Origin of the sequence: Flavobacterium succinicans LMG 10402 (assembly GCF_000611675.1) — a bacterium.
Taxonomy (GTDB): domain Bacteria; phylum Bacteroidota; class Bacteroidia; order Flavobacteriales; family Flavobacteriaceae; genus Flavobacterium; species Flavobacterium succinicans.
In genome coordinates this window covers 15,984-36,381 of the sequence record NZ_JATV01000018.1, presented here as the reverse complement: position 1 = coordinate 36,381, position 20,398 = coordinate 15,984, and the positions used below count along the sequence as shown (strand labels likewise).

13 protein-coding genes are annotated in these 20,398 nt (G+C 38.4%); 10 read left to right on the top strand and 3 right to left on the bottom strand.

Going from position 1 to position 20,398, the window contains the following annotated elements; genetic code table 11:
• The first annotated feature begins 20 nt into the window (after positions 1 to 20).
• The 6 genes from AO58_RS0115105 (at position 21) to AO58_RS0115080 (ending at position 10,673) form a co-directional block, all read left to right on the top strand.
• Positions 21 to 1,205, top strand: a complete 1,185-nt coding sequence (locus tag AO58_RS0115105; protein ID WP_024982497.1) for an AGE family epimerase/isomerase — start codon at positions 21 to 23, stop codon at positions 1,203 to 1,205.
• A 58-nt stretch (positions 1,206 to 1,263) separates the two neighbouring features.
• Positions 1,264 to 5,934 (top strand): LamG-like jellyroll fold domain-containing protein, encoded by a 4,671-nt coding sequence (locus AO58_RS17660; protein ID WP_024982496.1) that lies wholly within the window; start codon positions 1,264 to 1,266, stop codon positions 5,932 to 5,934.
• A 69-nt stretch (positions 5,935 to 6,003) separates the two neighbouring features.
• Positions 6,004 to 7,119: an N-acetylglucosamine-6-phosphate deacetylase gene (gene nagA, locus AO58_RS0115095; RefSeq protein ID WP_024982495.1), complete on the top strand. Its 1,116-nt coding sequence runs from the start codon at positions 6,004 to 6,006 to the stop codon at positions 7,117 to 7,119.
• Between the two features lie 61 nt (positions 7,120 to 7,180).
• Complete coding sequence (gene nagB / locus AO58_RS0115090; RefSeq protein ID WP_024982494.1) at positions 7,181 to 9,118, top strand: glucosamine-6-phosphate deaminase; 1,938 nt, start codon at positions 7,181 to 7,183, stop codon at positions 9,116 to 9,118.
• A 296-nt stretch (positions 9,119 to 9,414) separates the two neighbouring features.
• Positions 9,415 to 10,140 carry a metallophosphoesterase family protein gene (locus tag AO58_RS0115085; RefSeq protein ID WP_024982493.1) on the top strand — a complete coding sequence of 242 codons (726 nt, stop codon included), beginning with the start codon at positions 9,415 to 9,417 and terminating at the stop codon, positions 10,138 to 10,140.
• 32 nt (positions 10,141 to 10,172) lie between these two features.
• Complete coding sequence (locus tag AO58_RS0115080; protein ID WP_024982492.1) at positions 10,173 to 10,673, top strand: DUF6646 family protein; 501 nt, start codon at positions 10,173 to 10,175, stop codon at positions 10,671 to 10,673.
• Positions 10,674 to 10,884: 211 nt separating this feature from the next.
• Here the strand turns inward: AO58_RS0115080 and amaB are convergent, their stop codons facing one another.
• Positions 10,885 to 12,438 carry an L-piperidine-6-carboxylate dehydrogenase gene (gene amaB, locus AO58_RS0115075; protein WP_024982491.1) on the bottom strand — a complete coding sequence of 518 codons (1,554 nt, stop codon included), beginning with the start codon at positions 12,436 to 12,438 and terminating at the stop codon, positions 10,885 to 10,887.
• A 246-nt stretch (positions 12,439 to 12,684) separates the two neighbouring features.
• On the opposite strand from amaB, the gene AO58_RS0115070 reads away from it, so the two are divergent.
• Positions 12,685 to 13,641: an MBL fold metallo-hydrolase gene (locus AO58_RS0115070; protein ID WP_024982490.1), complete on the top strand. Its 957-nt coding sequence runs from the start codon at positions 12,685 to 12,687 to the stop codon at positions 13,639 to 13,641.
• 429 nt (positions 13,642 to 14,070) lie between these two features.
• Here AO58_RS0115070 and AO58_RS0115060 read toward each other — a convergent pair whose 3' ends face one another.
• The gene (locus AO58_RS0115060; RefSeq protein WP_024982489.1) at positions 14,071 to 14,610 is read right to left on the bottom strand and encodes a 3-hydroxyanthranilate 3,4-dioxygenase; all 540 of its coding nucleotides are present in this window, start codon (positions 14,608 to 14,610) and stop codon (positions 14,071 to 14,073) included.
• Positions 14,611 to 15,022: 412 nt separating this feature from the next.
• Positions 15,023 to 16,132 carry an endonuclease/exonuclease/phosphatase family protein gene (locus tag AO58_RS0115055; protein ID WP_024982488.1) on the bottom strand — a complete coding sequence of 370 codons (1,110 nt, stop codon included), beginning with the start codon at positions 16,130 to 16,132 and terminating at the stop codon, positions 15,023 to 15,025.
• 399 nt (positions 16,133 to 16,531) lie between these two features.
• Here AO58_RS0115055 and dcuC point away from each other — a divergent pair, with 399 nt between their 5' ends.
• The 3 genes from dcuC to AO58_RS0115040 are packed head-to-tail and all read left to right on the top strand — an operon-like array spanning position 16,532 to position 20,396.
• The gene (dcuC, locus tag AO58_RS0115050; RefSeq protein WP_024982487.1) at positions 16,532 to 17,896 is read left to right on the top strand and encodes a C4-dicarboxylate transporter DcuC; all 1,365 of its coding nucleotides are present in this window, start codon (positions 16,532 to 16,534) and stop codon (positions 17,894 to 17,896) included.
• A gap of 2 nt (positions 17,897 to 17,898) precedes the next feature.
• Positions 17,899 to 19,050, top strand: coding sequence for a beta-aspartyl-peptidase (gene iadA, locus AO58_RS0115045; protein WP_024982486.1), 1,152 nt, complete (start codon positions 17,899 to 17,901; stop codon positions 19,048 to 19,050).
• A 14-nt stretch (positions 19,051 to 19,064) separates the two neighbouring features.
• Complete coding sequence (locus AO58_RS0115040) at positions 19,065 to 20,396, top strand: porin (protein ID WP_024982485.1); 1,332 nt, start codon at positions 19,065 to 19,067, stop codon at positions 20,394 to 20,396.
• Positions 20,397 to 20,398 lie beyond the last annotated feature (2 nt).

Below are 20,398 nucleotides of genomic sequence, written 5' to 3'. Positions count from 1 at the left end.
ACAATTATTAAATAATAAAAATGAGCTATTCAAAAACAGAACTTCAAAACTTGAAAGAATTTTATCAAAATCAATTATTACACGATACAATCCCTTTTTGGTTTCCTCGCTCGATAGACACCCAATTTGGCGGGTTCTTACTAATGCGTGATCACGATGGAAGTTTGATTGATGACGATAAGGCAGTCTGGATTCAGGGTCGTGCTTCTTGGTTATTGGCCACCCTTTATGCAACAGTTGAACCCAAAAAAGAATGGTTAGAAGGAGCAAAATGTGGGGTAGATTTTTTGAACAACCATTGTTTTGACACGGATGGACAAATGTTTTTTCATGTCACTCGTGAGGGACAACCCATTCGAAAAAGACGGTATTTCTTTTCGGAAACTTTTGCAGTGATTGCCATGGCAGCTTACGCAAAAGCGAGCGGGGATGAAGCTGTTGCTGAAAAAGCTCGTTTTTTATTTGGAAAATGTATAGCCTACGCAACAACTCCAGGTTTGTTACAACCCAAATATACTACAACCCGACCATCCAAAGGGATTGGAGTTCCTATGATTATGATCAATACTGCGCAACAATTGCGAGAAACGATTGGCGATCCGCGCTGCGATGAATGGATTAGTCAATGGATTGCTGAAATAGAACGCGATTTTGTAAAAGATGACATTGCGTGCGTAATGGAACAAGTGGCTCCTGACGGCAGCATCATCGATCATATTGATGGACGTACACTAAATCCTGGTCATGCTATGGAAGGTGCTTGGTTTATTTTGCACGAGGCCAAATACCGCAACAACGATCCTCATCTAATTGCCCTAGGTTGCAAAATGCTCGATTATATGTGGGAACGAGGATGGGATAAAGAACATGGCGGCATATTGTATTACAAAGATGTATACGATAAACCGGTGCAAGAATATTGGCAGGACATGAAATTCTGGTGGCCGCATAACGAAGTGATTATAGCTACTTTATTGGCTTACACTATGACCGGTAATGAAAAATATGCTCAATGGCACAAAATGGTTCACGAGTATGCGTATGAAAAATTTCATGATACACAAAATGGCGAATGGTATGGTTACTTACACCGTGACGGAACCATTGCACAAACCGCCAAAGGAAATTTATATAAAGGGCCTTTCCATTTGCCACGACAAGAATGGTATTGCCTTCAGATTTTAGAGGAGTATTTGAAAAGATAAGCCTTTAAACAACAAAAGCATATAATAAAAATTTACTATTAACTAAATACCACAGATTATGAAAAATGGATTACACAAGTTCTGTTTGTTTGTTTGTTTTGTTTTAGGTTTTAATCTATATGCTCAAAGTGGCAAGGTCTTAAATTTAGATGGGATCAACACTTATATGTCGGTAGCAGATCATCCTGATCTTGATTTTGGATCAGGCCAAAACAAAACAGTCACGTGCTGGGTAAAAACCACAACCAACACTGGAACCCCCAGAATTTTTGCTAAAAGAGCAGGAACTTCTGGAAATGGATACGAATTCTGGACAGGAAACGGATCCAATGCAGGCAAATTTGCGATGAATATGAGCGGAACAGGATCGCCTAATAATATCAGTACTGCTGGTTATTCAACCTTAACAATTGCTGACGGAATATGGCATCATGTGGCCTTAGTCCTAGACGCCACCAGTACCCGTACAATATATGGATACTTAGATGGCGTTTTGGTTAACACAGGCAAAACATTTACCTCGGTAACTTCCGATTTCTCTAATGCTTTGGATTTTATTGTTGGCGCTACTTCAGACACCAACAAAAGTTTCAAATGGTCAGGACAAATAGACAATGTCCGTATTTGGAATACTGCGATGACTCCTGCTGAATTACAGTTAGATATGACTTCAACAATTACAGGTCCTTCCACGAATTTATTGGGTGCATGGGATTTTGAAAACATTACAGGTTCCACTGTGCCAGATGTTTCTGGAAATAATCATCCCGGAACCTTATTTGGCGGTCCAACTATCTCAAATGCATTTCCTATGGTTTTGAGTTTGGATGGAATAAACGATTATATGTCGGTTGTTAATCATCCAGATTTCAATCTCGCCGCTGGCCAAAGTCTTACTATAACCTGCCGAGTAAAAACAGCTGACTTTTCTAAACGCATCCTGAGTAAAAGACCCGGGGGAAGTGGCGTTGGCTATGAATTTATTAATAATTCCTCTTCTGGAGGTGGGCAGTTTGGCGTCAATCTAACCACCAGTGCAGGAGCAGCAGGCCCACCATACGGAACATCCTCCATTTCAAACAATGTATGGCATCATCTTGCTATGGTTGTAGATGTAGCCACTACAAGTTGTAAAATATATGTAGACGGACTTTTGCAACAAACTAAAACCACTGTTAACATTGGAGGATCTAATACTGTAATCAATACTGGAAATTTATTCTTTGGAACCCTAAATACGTTTTCCTCTTTTTTGAATGGACAAATAGACGACATCCGATTTTGGGGAAAAGCAATGAATGCAACTGATGTTTTGGCTGATAAAACTTCAGTAATCATTGGTAATGAACCTTTGCTTTTAGCAGCATGGGATTTTGAAAATGTGAGTGGAAATACAGTACCCGATATCTCGGGTCGTAACCATCCTGGGACATTAAATGGTGGAGCTTCTGTGATTGCCCAAACAAATACGATGCAGATCAACTCCGTTTCATTAGTACAAACTGTAGTACCAACAGGAATTGGAGACACAGACCAACGCATTCTTGCAGTAAAAGTTGCGACCAGTGGCACAATTAATCCACTAACAGTAAACACATTAAAATTCACTATGACGGGAACTACTTCCACAGCTGATGTTACCAACATCAAAATCTATTCAAGTGGTAGTTCAGCCATTTTTAATCCAACAACAGCAACCGTATTTGGTAGCACAACACCGTCCACTGGAAATTTAATTGTAAATGGAAATCAACCTTTGAATTCTGGCGATAATTATTTTTGGATTACCTATGATATTGCAGCAGGAGCTAGCGAAGGAAATTTTCTCGATGCTACTTGCGAATCCATCGTAGCCAATTCAATAACTTATAATACCACAGCCAATAGTGTTGCAGGTAATCGAGTTATTTTATTAACTAATACACTATTATTTACACCCGGTGATGCTGGCGCTGCTAGTTATCGTATTCCTGCTATCATTACAGCGGCCGATGGATCTTTGGTTACAGCCACAGATAAAAGATGGAATGGAGCGGGTGACTTGGCAGCCAAAATTGATCCGGTAATCCGTCGCAGTACAGATAATGGCAAAACTTGGTCTGCACCTGTAACTATAGCAAATTTTGGAGCTCCAACAGGAGCGGGAGATTGCGCATTAGTATTGGACAAACCCACTGGAAACCTACTTTGTCTATTTGTGGCCGAAAAAGGTTTTTTTTCATCCACTGCAGCAAATCCAATAAAAATCAAGTATTGTAAAAGTACAGATAATGGAATCACTTGGGGAGCACCTATTGATATCACCAATCAAATCTATGGTGCAGGATGTAGCAATCCTATTACTCAAAATTGGAAAGGAGTATTTATTGGATCTGGGAGACAGTTTCAAATGCGTGACGGAACTATAGTAGTGGCACTTGTTGTTAGAGACGAAACAAGCACCATAAATAACTACATGATGTCTAGTTCAGACGGTGGTAGTACGTGGACCGTTTCTACTGCCAAAGCAGAAATAGGAGGAGACGAGGCCAAACTTGTAGAATTGAACAATGGTAATTTATTGATGAGCATTCGCAATGCAGGCACCCGAAGATTCAATGTTTCTACAGATAAAGGACAAACTTGGGGCACTCCTTACAATCAAACCGATATTACCGATCCAAATTGTGATGGCGACATCATTCGTTATACCTCAACTCTTGATGGTTATGACAAAAATCGTTTATTACACACCATTCCATTTGCTGGAGACAGAACCAATGTTTCGGTATTGATGAGTACTGACGAAGGAGCTTCTTGGCCAATACGCAAAACCATTTTCTCTGGCGCTTCTGCCTATTCAAGCCTCACCGTTTTACCCGATGGTACTATGGGAATTTATTATGAAAATGGAGAAAATTCAACCTATCAAATGTATTTTGTACGCTTTAGTTTAAATTGGTTAACCAATGGAGCAGATACCTATACTGCACAAAACACAACCGTATCCTTTACAAGCATACCCCAAGATTTACAGTTTTATGCTAGAGATGATCAAAATTTAGCTTCAGTTAAGGTAGCTGGTAGTGTAACCTTGCCTAATTTAAAATCCATAAAAGTAGACTTTTATAGAAACGATGTTTTTGAAAAATCAGTAAATCAAGAGCTAGTATATTCTAATGGAAATGCTTCTTTTGATTTGTCTGGCAAGATAAAAGCTGAATTAGCTCAATACAAAATTATTGTAAGTACAATTGATTTACTTGGTAACCTAAAAATAATCACAGAAAGAAAAGACTTACTGGCAGGTGATGCTTATGTAATTATGGGACAATCAAATTCTCACCCAACCCGAATTGGTTACACTTTTACAAACCCCTTCTTGAGAAGTTATGGTATTCAAACCAACAATACTAACTATGATACTTATGATGCCAATAATCCAAATTTACATTTATGGGGTCTGGCTCAAGCTAATCAAGTAGGAGGAGTAAGCTCTACAAATCCTTCCTATTTTGCAGGCTCTTATATGGTAGGAGTTTGGGGCTTAGAAATGATGGATAAACTTTCTAGCTCCTTGCAAATTCCTATTTGTATAATTAACGGAGGTGCTGGTTCGAGTTCTATTGAACAAAATCTTCCAAGTACTACAAATCGTTTGGATCTTGCTACAGTATATGGGCGTACGTTGTATAGGGTACAAAAAGCTGGTCTCCAAAACAAAATTAAAGCTGTCTTTTGGCATCAAGGAGAAAAAAATGCTGACGGTACATTCACTAATTATCCAGCAAACTTCGACACTATGTACACGAGTTGGAAAACGGATTATCCATCACTTTCTAAAGTTTATATTTTTCAAACAAATCTAAATGGATGTTACGGTAGTGCAAGTATCAATCAGGCTAAGATGCGCGAATGGCAACGCACTTTACCATTAACTTACCCTGACATAACAGTATTCCCTATGGTCGGAATTCCTGGTATGCAAGCTGGTGATGGGAATGAAATTGCCTATTGCCATTATGGATTACAAGGATATAAAACACTTGGGCAACGAGTTGCTTCAGTATTAGAAAAAGATCTATACAATTTACCAAGTTCTGAAAACCCACTAGCTCCGAATATTATTAGGGCTTATTATAGTAAAAGCGATAATACACAAATCAAATTAGAATTTAATAATAATAACTTGATTGCCCAAAGTAATGTAGGATCATACAACCTGAAAGACTATCTATATTTAGATGGTATTTATGGAAAAATTACTTCGTTGTCAATTGAAGGAAATACAGTGATTTTAGATTTAGCAAGCTCCTCTTATACACAAAAAATTTCCTACTTACCAAACAGTTTATACAATGATAATTCATCCGTCTATGCTGGGCCATATTTAACAAATACTAAAAACATAGGTGCCTTTACCTTTAATGATTTCCCTATATCGCAATTTACTAGTACCAATCGTATTTTAAATACAAATCAGCAAAAAGGAACAATTAATAATTTAAACTTTAACATCACAATTCATCCAAATCCTGCATCAGACCTAGTGAATATCAAAGTTGAAAATGCAACAGGTCCCTTAACTCTTTCTTTATTTAATTTGAATGGCCAATTATTAAACACTATGTCATTGAAAAATAATGAAAAAGAAACCAGCCTTTCCCTAGCACATCTAAGCAAAGGAATTTACACCCTTAGAATTAGTGATGAACAGGAGATCGTTTCTCAAAAAATAATTAAAAAATAACAGTTATTAAACACTCTTAATTTTTAGATTGAGAGTGTTTTAAAGATCAGTAATAAACAAAACACCATTATGAAAAAAGCACTACTAAACGGAATAATTCATACTGGAGATGAAGTACTAAAAGATAGTGTCGTCATTATCGAAAACGGAATTATCCTTTCCATTCAAAACGAAATTCCGCAACACGCAGAGCTAATAGATTTGAAAGGAAATCACCTATCGGCCGGCGCCATTGATATTCAAATTAATGGTGGTGAAAAATTTTATTTTAGTCAATATCCAACTGAAGAAACACTTCAAGACATTTATGAAACCAGTATAAAATATGGCACTACACATATGCTCCCATGTATGATTTCTTCCTCAAAAGAAACCATTCTACAAGGCATTGAAGCCATCCGATCTTATAAAAACAAACATAACAACGGCGTGTTAGGCATGCATTTAGAAGGGCCTTTTTTGAATCCTTTAAAACGGGGCGCTCATAGCTTGGCTCAAGTCCGAAAACCCACAACATCCGAATTAGAAGAAATCATCCGATACGGGAAAGATGTGATCAAAGTAATGACGATTGCCCCAGAATGTTTTACCGAAGACCAATTAAACTTGCTTTTAGAAAGTGGCATCGTACTCTCGGCTGGACATTCAACGATGACCTATCAAGAGGCACAATCGTATTTTTCAAAAGGCATCCCATTAGTCACACATTTATTCAATGCTATGACACAATTTGGACATCGAGATCCAGGCCTAGTAGGCGCTGTTTTTGACAACAACAACGTATATGCTCCCATTATTTTGGATGGAGCCCATTGCGATTATGCAGCCGCCCGAATTGCTTATGCCTTAAAAAAAGACAAATTGTTTTTGATTACTGATGCCGCTTTTTTAGGTAGAAAAGTAGAGAATTTTAAATGGGAGAATTTTGATGCGCATCTCGACAATGGTTTCTACCGCAATGATGAAGGCAATTTGGCAGGTGCCAGTATATCTATGGAAGAAGCCATTCGAAATGCCATACAACATTTGAATATTGACGTAGACGAAGCCATAAAAATGGGCACTTCTCGCGTGGCAAAAGCCATAAAAATGGAAAATGAATTGGGCAAAATCAAACCTGGATTTCCAGCGCGTTTCCTTCGTTTTACTCCCGATTTCTCAGAAGTAAGCTCATTAATATGCTAATCCTTTATCCAAATCCGTCAGCAAATACTTTAATTAAATAATAAAAAAATATCCCACAATTATGGAAATAGCAACCCAACCAAAATCACCCATTAGTTACCAACCCGCAGGTCAATTTGAAGATACGCGTTTTGAAAAAATCCACAATGTCATTTTTAAAAATGCTGCTGAAGCCTCCATTTTAGTCGCTCAAGAAATAGCTGACTTAATTCGTACTCAACAAGAAAAAAACAAAAAATGTGTGCTCGGATTGGCTACTGGCTCCTCACCTATCAAAGTGTACCAAGAATTAGTACGCATGCACAAAGAAGAAGGATTAAGTTTCAAAAATGTGATCACATTTAATCTAGACGAATACTACCCGATGCCCAAGGAAAGTGTTCAAAGTTATCATTATTTCATGCATCAACATCTCTTTAATCATGTCGATATTCTACCTGAAAATGTAAACATCCCAGAGGGAAATATTCCTTTAGAATACGTTAATCAATACTGCATCGATTATGAAATGAAAATTAAAAATGCGGGAGGATTGGATTTTCAATTATTAGGCATTGGCCGGACAGGACATGTCGGATTTAATGAACCTGGGTCGCACATTAACTCAAGTACCCGCATCATAACCCTAGATTACATTACCAAAGTAGACGCTTCTGGCGATTTTAATGGGATCAACAATGTTCCTAAAAAGGCAATAACAATGGGAGTTGCGACCATTTTACGATCCAAAAGAATTGTACTATTAGCTTGGGGACAAAACAAAGCCGCGATTGTCAAAAGAACCATACAGGGTGATTGCAATGCTGAAGTTCCTGCTACTTTTTTACAAAATCATTCCAATACCACTTTTGTTTTAGACCAAGGTGCAGCATCCGAACTCACTAGAGTAGAAACACCTTGGCTGGTTGGAGAATGCCAATGGACCGAAAAACTAAAACAAAAAGCGATTGTATGGTTGTGTCAACATACTCAAAAAGCCATCTTAAAACTAACCGATAGAGACTACAACAACAATGGCATGTCTGATTTGTTAGCAACGGACAGTACATCCTATGATTTGAATATCAACATGTTCAACATCCTGCAACATACCATCACAGGATGGCCAGGTGGAAAACCCAATACCGATGACACCTACAGACCCGAACGCGCTGAACCCGCCCAGAAAAAAGTGCTTTTATTTAGTCCACACCCTGATGATGATGTTATTTCTATGGGAGGTACATTTGCCAAATTAATAAAACAAGGTCACGAAGTTCATGTAGTGTATCAAACCTCAGGCAACATAGCCGTTACAGACGACGAAGCATTGAAATTTGCAGAAGTGGCCGCTGATTACCTTCAAAAAAACCAGCCCGAAATCAATTTTGGGGCCCTAATTGAAAAGATTAAAACCAAAAAAACAGGGCAAAAAGACAGCCATGAAGTTCGAAAATTAAAAGGATTAATAAGAAGAAGAGAGTCGTATGCCGCTACCAGATATCTAGGATTGAAAGATGAAAACGTTCACTTTCTAGATTTGCCCTTCTACGAAACGGGAATGATTCAAAAAAAACCGTTAGGTACAGAAGATATTGATATTGTCAAAAAAATTATACTACAAATTCAACCAAATCAAATTTTTGCAGCCGGTGATCTAGCCGACCCTCACGGCACCCATGAAGTCTGTTTGAATTCCATTTTTGCGGCTCTAAAAGACTTAAAATCATTGCCCTTTATGAACGACTGTTGGCTATGGTTGTACCGAGGCGCCTGGCACGAATGGGATCTTCACGACATAGATATGGCAGTCCCTTTGAGTCCCGATGAAGTAATGCTAAAACGACAAGCCATACTTTTTCACCAATCCCAAAAAGACAGAGTAATGTTCCAAGGCAATGACTCAAGAGAATTTTGGGTAAGAGCCGAAGACAGAAACAAAAATACGGCGAAACAATATGACCAATTAGGACTGGCCGAGTACGAGGCGATCGAGGCCTTTAAACGATTTGATTATTAAAATCTCATCCTAAGATCTTGTTTTTTTTAGCAAACACAACCTGTATCCCATCCATAAAGCACTAAACTTTTTGGGATGGGATACAGGTTTTTTCTCCTTACCATTCTCGTCTTTTCGTCAAATACCAGATTTTTTAATTGCAAATCCAAACTCAACAACACCAATAGCGCCTTGCGTTTCTTGGATTCAATTGTTAAAAACCTCTTATAATTTGCACCGATACGATTCATTTGTTACAGCAAAAAATAGTTTTCTACTAATTTCTACTATTTTTGTAGGTATCGAAATTGGAGCACATGAGAACATTGGTTATTGGAGACATTCACGGCGGCTTGCGCGCCTTACATCAAGTACTAGAGCGAGCAAAAGTAACCCCACAAGATCAATTGATTTTTTTGGGCGATTATGTCGATGGTTGGAGCCAGTCCCCACAAGTGATTGATTTACTTATCGAAATGCAACAAACACACAATGTAATTTGCATCCGTGGCAATCATGACGAACTGTTCATGGACTATCTCGACAGCGGCAAAGACAATCCCTTGTGGTACAAACATGGAGGCGAAGCGACCGTACTCGCCTACGAAAAAGTAACACCCGAAACCATTGCCAAACACCTAGTTTTTCTAAAAAAATTAAAAAATTATCATCTTGACGAACACAATCGTTTGTTCATTCATGCTGGGTTTACCAACCTAAACGGAATAAATTATGAATACTTTCCGCGATTGTTTTATTGGGATCGTACCCTTTGGGAAACCGCCGTTGCCCTAGACAAAACACTTCCAAAAAACCATTTGTCGTACCCAAAACGCTTAACACTTTATCACGAAATCTACATCGGACACACACCTGTTACGCGTTTAGAGCTAACCACACCCGTACAAATGGCCAATGTTTGGAACATCGACACAGGAGCCGCTTTCAAAGGACCACTCACAATTATGGACATCGATACCAAAGAATACTGGCAAAGCGAACCCTTGCATCAATTGTATTTCGACGAAAAAGGCAGAAATTAACACAATCTAATTATCAATTTATCTATAAAAAAATGAAAAAATTAGCCCTTATCACCGCTCTATTGACCTTTAGTTGTATCCAAGCGCAGCAAGCATTTACCGGAAAAGGCGACAACAAATTTAGCGTAGGCGTAAACATTCAAGATGGCGGCAATGCCATACAATTGGCCTCCGATTTCGGTCTGGGCGAAAACCTATCATACGGCATTGTAGGCTCCTACATACTAGGCTTCGACCGACTACCAGGCGCCAACAAACCCGCCTTCAAAGATCGTTTTGATGCCAAAATTCGTATCAACGCCAATTTGGGTAGCGTGTTGCAAATTGACGAAAAACTAGATTTTTATCCCGGTTTAAGCCTAGGACTAAAAAACTTTGGCGGACATGTAGGGCTTCGCTACTTTTTTACCAATGGTTTTGGTCTATTCTCCGAAGCCGGATTCCCCATTGCCAAATACGAAAACAAAGACCGAGGCTACTACAACCTAAACAACCAATTTACCTTTTCGATAGGCGCAACATTTAGCATGTAAAAAAGGTTTAGGAGCAGCAACATTAGGCCTTTTTAGCCACAAAGTTCCCGCTGTCCTTCCAATCTTTTTATCCCGAAAAAGGGATAAAAAGGATTTTCCCTCCCATCGGGGCTAAGGAGTTACATTAGGATTTTTTTGGAAACAATTAGCCATAAAAAAACCCTTCAGAAGTTGAAATTCTGAAAGGGTTTTGATATATTTAAAAGCGCTATTACAAATCAAATTTAATCCCTTGTGCCAAAGGTAAATTGGTCGTATAATTAATCGTATTCGTTTGGCGACGCATATACACTTTCCAAGCATCAGAACCTGATTCTCTTCCGCCACCAGTTTCTTTTTCTCCACCAAATGCACCACCAATTTCAGCTCCCGAAGTTCCAATATTCACATTAGCAATGCCACAATCCGACCCTGCTACTGACAAGAAACGTTCTGCTTCACGCAAATTATTGGTCATAATAGCAGAGGACAAACCTTGTGCCACGCCATTTTGTAACTCGATTGCATTTTCAACATCGCCACTGTATTTCATCAAGTACAATACAGGAGCAAAGGTTTCGTGTTGTACAATTTCGAAGCTATTTTGAGCTTCGGCAATAGCTGGTTTTACATAACATCCACTCTCATATCCTTCACCCGAAAGTACGCCACCTTCAACTAAAATTTTACCGCCTTCGGCTACTACTTTAGTCAATGCTTGGTTATACATTTCAACAGCTTGTATGTCAATAAGTGGTCCCACGTGGTTTTTTTCATCCAATGGATTTCCAATTCGCAATTGCCCATATGCAGCCACAATAGCGTCTTTTACTTTATCATACATACTTTCGTGGATGATTAATCTACGCGTTGAGGTACAACGTTGTCCTGCGGTTCCAACAGCGCCAAAAACAGCGCCAATCACAGTCATTTTGATATCAGCATCAGGAGTTACAATTATCGCATTGTTTCCGCCCAATTCTAAAAGCGATTTTCCTAAACGACCCGCCACTGTTTGTGCTACGATTTTTCCCATTCTAGTAGAACCTGTAGCTGAAATTAGAGGTACACGAGTGTCTTTGGTCAACAATTCACCAATAGTGTAATCGCCGTTAATCAAACAAGAAATTCCTTCTGGAAGGTTGTTTTCTTTTAACACTTCGGCAATAATATTTTGACAAGCTACTCCGCAAAGAGGCGTTTTCTCAGAAGGTTTCCAAACACAAACATCGCCACAAATCCAAGCCAAAGCCGTATTCCAAGCCCAAACCGCTACCGGAAAGTTGAAGGCAGAAATAATACCTACTACACCAAGCGAATGGTATTGCTCATACATTCTGTGCCCCGGACGCTCAGAGTGCATCGTCAATCCGTGTAACTGACGAGATAATCCTACTGCAAAGTCACAAATGTCAATCATTTCCTGAACCTCACCATAACCTTCTTGCAACGATTTCCCCATTTCATAAGAAACCAATTTTCCTAAAGCTTCTTTGTTTTTGCGTAATTTTTCTCCAAACTGACGCACAATTTCACCACGTTGTGGGGCTGGCATCAATCGAAATGTTTTGAAAGCAGCCGTCGCAGTTTGCATCACTTTTTCATAATCAGCAGCAGAACTTGTGGTTACTGAGGCAATTAATTGTCCGTCTACAGGAGAATAACTTTCTAACAAAGAACCGCTTGCAAAGTGCTGCGTTCCAGTAGAAGTCCCTTCATTTACTGCTTTAATACCTAGTTGCGCTAGGGCTTCGTTCATTCCGAATTGAGTCGCTATTGTTGTCATTGTAACTTTTTTAGTTAAAATTGTTATATTATTTCGTAAAGATAGTATTTAGATGCAAATTTCAAAGAAGTGCTCCTAGTTAAAATTAGTAAACACCAAAAAATCAAGACTTTCTGCTAATTGAAGTCCTTTTGAGAAGCCGTAAAAGTAACCTAAATCCCAAAATTAAGGTAGATTTCATTTAGAAAAAACAGTCATTTTCCGCAGAAAACGTACTTTTAACCTTTAATTTTCAATGTAGAAAAGATGAGAAAAATTTTTGGATGGGTGCTGTTGTTTTTAGTGTCCACGATAGTTTCTTTTGGACAAAAAGCAAAACCCTTTTTTGAAGTGGTGCCTTTGGGAGTTTATGGCGGAATCGATGAACGCAATTTATCGGCCTATTTAGTGGCTCCTTTCGGAACAAAGGAATACGTTTGTTTAGATGCTGGAACCGTTCATTCAGGTATTGAAAAAGCAATTGAAAAAGGTACTTTCTCGGTGTCTTCAAGTACAGTTTTGCGCCAATACATCAAAGGCTATTGTATTTCACACGCGCATTTGGACCACGTGTCGGGATTGATTATCAATTCACCTGCTGACTCGACCAAAACCGTTTACGCCATAGCTCCTGCTATGAAAATGATGCAAAACCATTATTTCAACGACCAGACTTGGGCGAATTTTGGCGATTCAGGCATAGGTAAACCCTTGAAAAAATACCATTTCGAAACCCTTTCTTTTGGGAAAACAATACCCATTTCGAATACGTCAATGACGGTACAAGCGTTTCCGTTGAGTCACGTAAATCCCTACGAAAGCACAGCCTTTTTAATAAAAAAAGACAACAATGCGGTCTTGTATTTAGGTGATACAGGACCTGACTCCGTAGAAAAAACCACAAACCTAGCAGACCTTTGGAAGACCATCGCACCCTTGATTCAAAAACAAGAGTTGAAAGGTATTTTTATAGAAGTTTCGTTTCCTAACGAACAACCCGATGGATTCTTATTCGGACATTTAACGCCTAAACATTTGATGAAAGAAATGCAGGTTTTAGCAGCACTCACAGGGAAAGAAGCCTTGCAAAAATGCAAAATCATCATTACCCATTTGAAACCTCCAGCTGCTGCTATCCAAAAAATAAAGCAACAATTAGCGGGACCAAACGAGTTGGGATTGACTTTTGTTTTTCCTGAACAAGGCGTGCGTATGGAGTTGTAGTTTACTATTAAAAAAATGAAACATATAAGACATTTTAGTTTCTATTTTTTTCAACCATATAAGGCATTTAAGGTCATTTAAGTTTTGTTTAAATCTGTAATGTGTTTGGTAAAAAGCTTAACCGCAAAGGGCGCAAGGGTTTACGCAAGGGACGCAAAGTGAAAGAGTATTGCTTTGTGTAAAAAATTTAACCACAAAGGACACAAGGTTTTACACTAAGTTCGCAAAGGCAGCTATAAAAACTTTGTGCTTCTTCGTGACTTCTTTGTGTTGCTTAGTGGTAAAAAAACGCAATGTTAACTGAGTAAACTCTTCAATGACCTTAAATGCCTTATATGGTTCAAAAAACAATACCATAATTCACAAGCATTTACACAAAGCATTAAAAACTTCTATGACTTATATGTTTTGAAGGTTTAGTGCAAACGTTTACTTCTTCCCCATAAATCTTGGGTCGGTATCCATCACGGTGCCACAATTTTGGCAAGTACGCAACGCCTCAGAACTATAGAAATGTTGAAAATGAGGCAGAAAATCTTTTTCAATGTTGTGGAGTTCAAAATAAACTTCGTGCAGTTTATGATTGCAAGAATCACAATGCCAAAGCAAACCATCGGTAAAGCCCAAACCGGCTCTTTTGCGTTCAATAACTAGTCCAATAGAACCTTCGGAACGTACAGGCGAGTGTGGAATTTTAGCGGGATGCAAATACATATCTCCTGCGTGCAGTTCCATTTCCTTGCGCTGGCCTTCTTCTTGGATGATGACTTTTATACTACCTTCGAGTTGGTAAAACAGTTCTTCTGTTTCGTTGTAGTGGTAATCTTTTCGGGCATTCGGACCCGCCACAATCATCACGATATAATCGCCAGAATCAACATAAAGGTTTTTGTTACCAACGGGTGGTTTTAATAACTCACGGTTATCTTGAATCCATTGGTTGAGGTTGAAGGGTTTTGCTATGGCCATTGTTTTTGTACTAAAATTGGAAAGGCTAAGATAAGGAAAATGATACTATCAAATGATACTATCAAAAACCGTTTCTCTTCCTACATCAGGTAATTCGCTTTAAAAAAGTTAGCCACGATTCAAGCATAGCGAACCGCGAAGTAATACCAATAAATTATATAAAAAAGTTCATTTTGTCAGTTCGAGCGCAGTCGAGAACCCTTGTTGTATCTCGACTGCGCTCGATATGACAAAAATTCGATTGGTGTGTATTCAAATAGTGTTTAGTATAATTACACCAATTATCATCGAAATTGAAATCAAATGTCACGAATTCCATCAACTTTAATAATTCGTGTCATTAAAACATATTGTAGTTCGTTATTTATTAGTGAATTCGTGGCGGAAATTTTTAAATGGGAATGCCGAGTCCCTATTTCCCTTCCCTAATCAAATAGACATAGACTGGGAAATGGTCGCTGTAACCAACTTCGGTTAGGGAATGCCTGAGTGGATAGCCTTTGAATTTTCCTTGCGTTTGAATGAGGTAATTCCGCTGGAATATGCCTGCTTTCCAATACTGCCAAGTCGAATAATCTGAATTGAGCCAAGTGCCTGTAAGCATAATTTGGTCAAAAACATCCCAAGCATCTTGGTGCGCAATTGTACCCAAGCCTTTGCTCAACAAAGCCTCAAACGGATTGAAGATTTCGTGTGGAGCTACCGCTGTTTTTTTTCCTTTGGCTCCTAAAGCCAATTTTATACTCTTGTTATGAGGGCCATCGTTGAGGTCGCCCATCGTAATGATTTTTGCATTGATATTGAGTTGTTGTAGCGAATCGATGATTTTCTTGTTCAGTTTTCCAGCGGCTTCTCGGTATGCACTTGTTTTTTGTTCGCCACCCGAACGAGAAGGCCAGTGATTGACAAGTAGATGGATTTCTTCTCCTTCTAAATAGCCACTAACTAGCAATTGGTCTCGAGTGTAAATTCTTTTGGTTGGTGCTAGAATGGGAACATCATCTTCAGTTTTTTCAGCCAATGATGCAGCGGTATTGGTTTTTTCAGACTCTGGAGTAACATTCAAATACAAGGGAATCACACTGTAATTTGTCGGACGAAACCATTTTTTCCGGTATAACAAAGCCACATCAATGCCACGTTTGTCGGGTGAATCAAAGTGGATGATGCCATATTCAGCCTCTTGTAATTGGGATTGTTGAATCAAATCTTCGAGTACGGCTCGGTTTTCGATTTCGCATCCGCCAATGAAGGTGGGCAATTCTTTGTTTTCGGGCGTGCCAATTTCCGAAAGGACTTGAGCCAAATGGCGGAGTTTGGTTTGGTATTTTGTTTTCGTCCATCGTTGCAAACCATCGGGTGTCCATTCTTCGTCAAAAGTATCGGGGTCATTGATGGTGTCAAAAAGGTTCTCAAAATTGTAAAATGCAACCGTATGAATTTTGAATTTCTTGGTTTGAGCCTGTAACGAAAAAAGCCAAGGCAATTGAAATAAGCAAATTAAAAGAGTCTTATAAATCATATCAAAAAAATAGCGAAAATAAAGTTAAGTGATTTTAGATTAACATTCTAATTTTCAACCAAAAGACACTTCTTCTAATTGTATTTTTAATCATAAATCTACGAAATCAAAGCAGAAAAAACACTTTGTAAAAAACACTTTGCTGCAGATTAACACATATTAACAAAGCCTGTTAAACCTTTATTAATACGCAAGTTCTTTGATTTTTATCATAAAAGCTTCCCTCACTAATTTTTAAATTTGTATAATTTCTTACATTTCAGAGGGTGTGTCTCACATTCGACTTTCACTGTATTGATTGTAACGCACTTTTGGAAATAATAAATTTCATACCTTTATACAACACAAAATACTAAACAACAAGAACTTATATGTTGAATAAATTTTAAATCAAGTATTATGATATTAGCAGGATCACTAATTGCAATCGTTTTCATTGCAATCGTAGCAAGGTTATTAATCAAAAACTATTATGCTCATGCTGTTTTAATTATTAGCGGCTTGTTAATGCTTGGAGTCGCCTCGGTGTTGGGTTTTGAAATGCCTAAACTAGAAAAAACCACCGGCTCAGCATTCTTCGATATTTTTGAGTATATAAATATCGCTTTTAGTCAAACTAATGCAAATGTTGGGTTAATGATTATGGCCATTGGCGGATTCGTAGCCTTTATTGATAAAATTGGCGCCTCAGATGCCTTGGTGTATCTGGCCATGAAACCCCTTTCTTTACTCAAAAAATACCCCTACATCATTGCCTCAATGGTGATCCCTATTGGGCAATTTCTATTCATTTGTATTCCATCGGCGGCAGGTTTAGCACTTTTAATGATGGCCTCTATTTTTCCAATCATGGTCAATTTGGGTGTCAGTAGGCTTTCTGCAGCATCGGTAATTACAGCTTGTACGGCCTTTGGAGTGGGTCCTGCTTCAGTAATCACTGCGCGCTCGGTTAAAATTATCGAAACCGATTCTGTGTCGCATTTTTTTAATTCACAAATCCCATTGATGGTGCCTTTGACCATCGCATTAATGATTACTTATTACTTTGTCAATAAATATTATGACAAAAAAATGAAGGTGGAAGTTGCTGCCGTTGAAACCAAAGAAATCGAATTGAAAGTTCCGGTTTTTTATGCTATTATTCCCATTTTACCGCTCATCATTTTATTAGTTTTTTCAGATCTTTTTCAGTTTTTTGAAAATCCGATACGCGTCAATACCACTATGGTGATGATCTTTTGTGTTTTTGTGGGGATTGTATTTGAAGCAATTAGAACTCGAGACGTCAAAGTGGTTTTTAATTCTTTAAAAATCTTCTTCAACGGAATGGGAGATATTTTTAAATCGGTTGTGACGCTTATCATTGCTGCCGAAATTTTCTCTAAAGGATTAATTGCGTTGATGTTCATTGACGGCTTAATTACTAGTTCACAAAGTCTTGGTTTGGGTGCTGATGGCATCAGTATTGTGATGGCTTTGATGATTTTCCTAGCTTCGATTTTGATGGGAAGTGGTAATGCAGCCTTTTTTGCTTTTGGACCATTAGTACCCAAACTTACAGGTGAATTGGCTGTTTCTACCACACACATGATTTTACCAATGGAATTTGCTGCTTCAATGGGTAGAACGGTTTCCCCTATTTCAGGTGTACTGCTGTCAACTTCTGAAATCGCTAAAGTTTCCCCTTTTGATATTGCCAAACGCAATGCCATTCCGTTCGTTGTTGCCTTATTAGTCATGCTTATTCACCACTTTATACTATAGTTATGTTAAAACTTATTCAAAACGCCACCGTTTATGCCCCAGAATTTTTAGGCAAAAAAGACATTCTTATTGCTGGAGAAAAAATAGTTGCCATTGAGGATACTATTGACGTTTCGACCCTGTTCTCAGAAGTGATTGATTTTAAAGGTAAAATCCTAACGCCAGGGTTAATCGACCAACATGTGCACATTACGGGCGCAGGAGGTAAACATGGCTTTGGTTCTATGACACCCGAAATCATGTTGAGTGAATTTATTGCTTGTGGTACTACAACTGTTGTAGGATTATTAGGGACTGATGGAAGTGCTAGAAGTATAAAAACTTTGTATGCCAAAGCGAAATCATTGGAGTCTGAAGGAATCTCGGCCTATATCTTGACCAGTTATTTTGGGTTGGATGCCGTTACTTTCACCCAATCGATACAAGATGATATGATTTTTATCGATAAAGTAGTGGGTTGTAAAGTAGCCATCAGCGACGAAAGATCTTCGTACCCTGAAGCTATTGATTTACTTCGTGAATTAAAACAAGTGAGAGTGGGTGGCTTAATCGCTGGAAAAAAAGGTATTCTTCATATCCATCTAGGCGCGCTAAGTTCTAGAATGGACGTTTTGTTAGAATTAGTTCAGAAATACGAATTCCCAATCGAACATATTTCTCCAACGCACGTGGGTCGTACCCTTCCTTTATTTGAACAAGCCATTGAGTTTGCCAAACTGGGCGGGATGATCGACATTACTTCAGGCGGAACCAAGTATACGGATCCCTACAAATCTGTGCTGTATGCTCTAGAAAAAGGCGTATCCATCGATAAAATGACCTTTAGTAGCGATGGTAATGCTGGAATCGGAATTGTCAACGAACAAGGCGTTACTATCGGCTTCAAAAAAGCACCGATTCATTTGAATTTAAAACAAGTGGTATTGTTAGTGCAAGAAGGAAAATTACCCATTGAACAAGCCTTTAAGTTAATCACTACTAATCCAGCCAAAAATTTGGCTTTAAAACATAAAGGAAGTATAAAAGTAGGTTTCGATGCCGATTTTTGTGCTTTCACCAACGATTTACAACTGACTGATGTAATCGCAAGAGGTAAACAAATGATGAAAGATGGCAACATCATTGTTTATGGAAATTTTGAAACAAAAAATTAATTAACAGCTACACTATGAATGTAACAAAACTAAATCATTACCTGATTGTATTGTTGTGTTTTGTCTTTGGCGCCAGTACTTATGCTCAAGACGACGACAAAGATAACTATGATAATGATGAAGATATTAACTTAGACTCAAGCTCTAGTATCGTACGTTTAAAAAGGAATTACAACATTGGAGATGGTATCAATTTTATCTCTGAAAATGGTTCCTCGATGAACATTACTCAAAGCGTTCAATCATTATATCTAATGAACACCTCCGACGATTTTGAAACGATGAATTCCCAGTTTAGAATCCGAAGAGCTCGTATGAAAGTGAGCGGTAACCTTTTTGACAAGAAATTGTATTACAGAATTCGTTTGAATTTTGCCTCGGATTATCAAAGTACCACTTCTGGAAATCGTTCGTTCAATAACCTTTTACAAGACGCTTATATCGAGTATCGTCCAGCCAAAGGCCACCGCATCAATTTTGGTCTAAGAGCCGATTATTTGGATTCTAGAGAAACCAGAATTGAAGGTGAGGTATTAGGATTCATTGAACGAAGTGAACTTTCGAGTGCATTCGACGCGATATTTGATTACGGAATTCGTTATCAAGGTCAATTTAGAATCGGCGGTCAATTGTTCAAACCTTACGTTTCCATCACAACAGGTGAAGGACAATCCGGGTTAACCAAGAACTACGGCGGATTTAAATATGGCGCCCGTTTGGATTATCTTCCTTTTGGATCCTTTTCTAAACTTGGCGAATTCTACATGGAAGATTTGGCCAGAGAGAAAAAACCAAAATTGGTACTCGGAGCCGTGTACAGCTACAATGACGGTCAAACCTCAGCCAAAGGAACTAACGGTGGTCGTTATTTGTATGGCGATGCGAACCAAAATATCGTGCTGCCTGATTATCAAAAATTTGGGGTTGATTATATGTTCAAATACAGAGGATTCTATTCTTTGGGAAGTTATTTTATGACCCAAGCCAGTGTTCCTAACAATATTGCCGGTGAATTTTCTTTGTCGGGTAAATTTACACCCTACACCGGAACGCCCGAAGAAGCCAAAAATAAAGTCCTTTCCCGATTAAACTTAGGATCTGGTTTCAATGTTCAAGCGGGGTATTTATTGCCTTCTAACTGGTCTTTTGGAGTTCGTTATACCCAATTGTACCAAGATGAAGTGTCCAATTCCTTCGATACATACGATAAAAACTATTCACTTGTAGCTACCAAATATTTAGCTGGTCACGATTTGAAAATTCAAACCGAAATTGGAAAATCGAACATCAAAGGTGGCTCCAATGACTATTTATACGGACAAGTAATGGTAACTATACAATTATAACA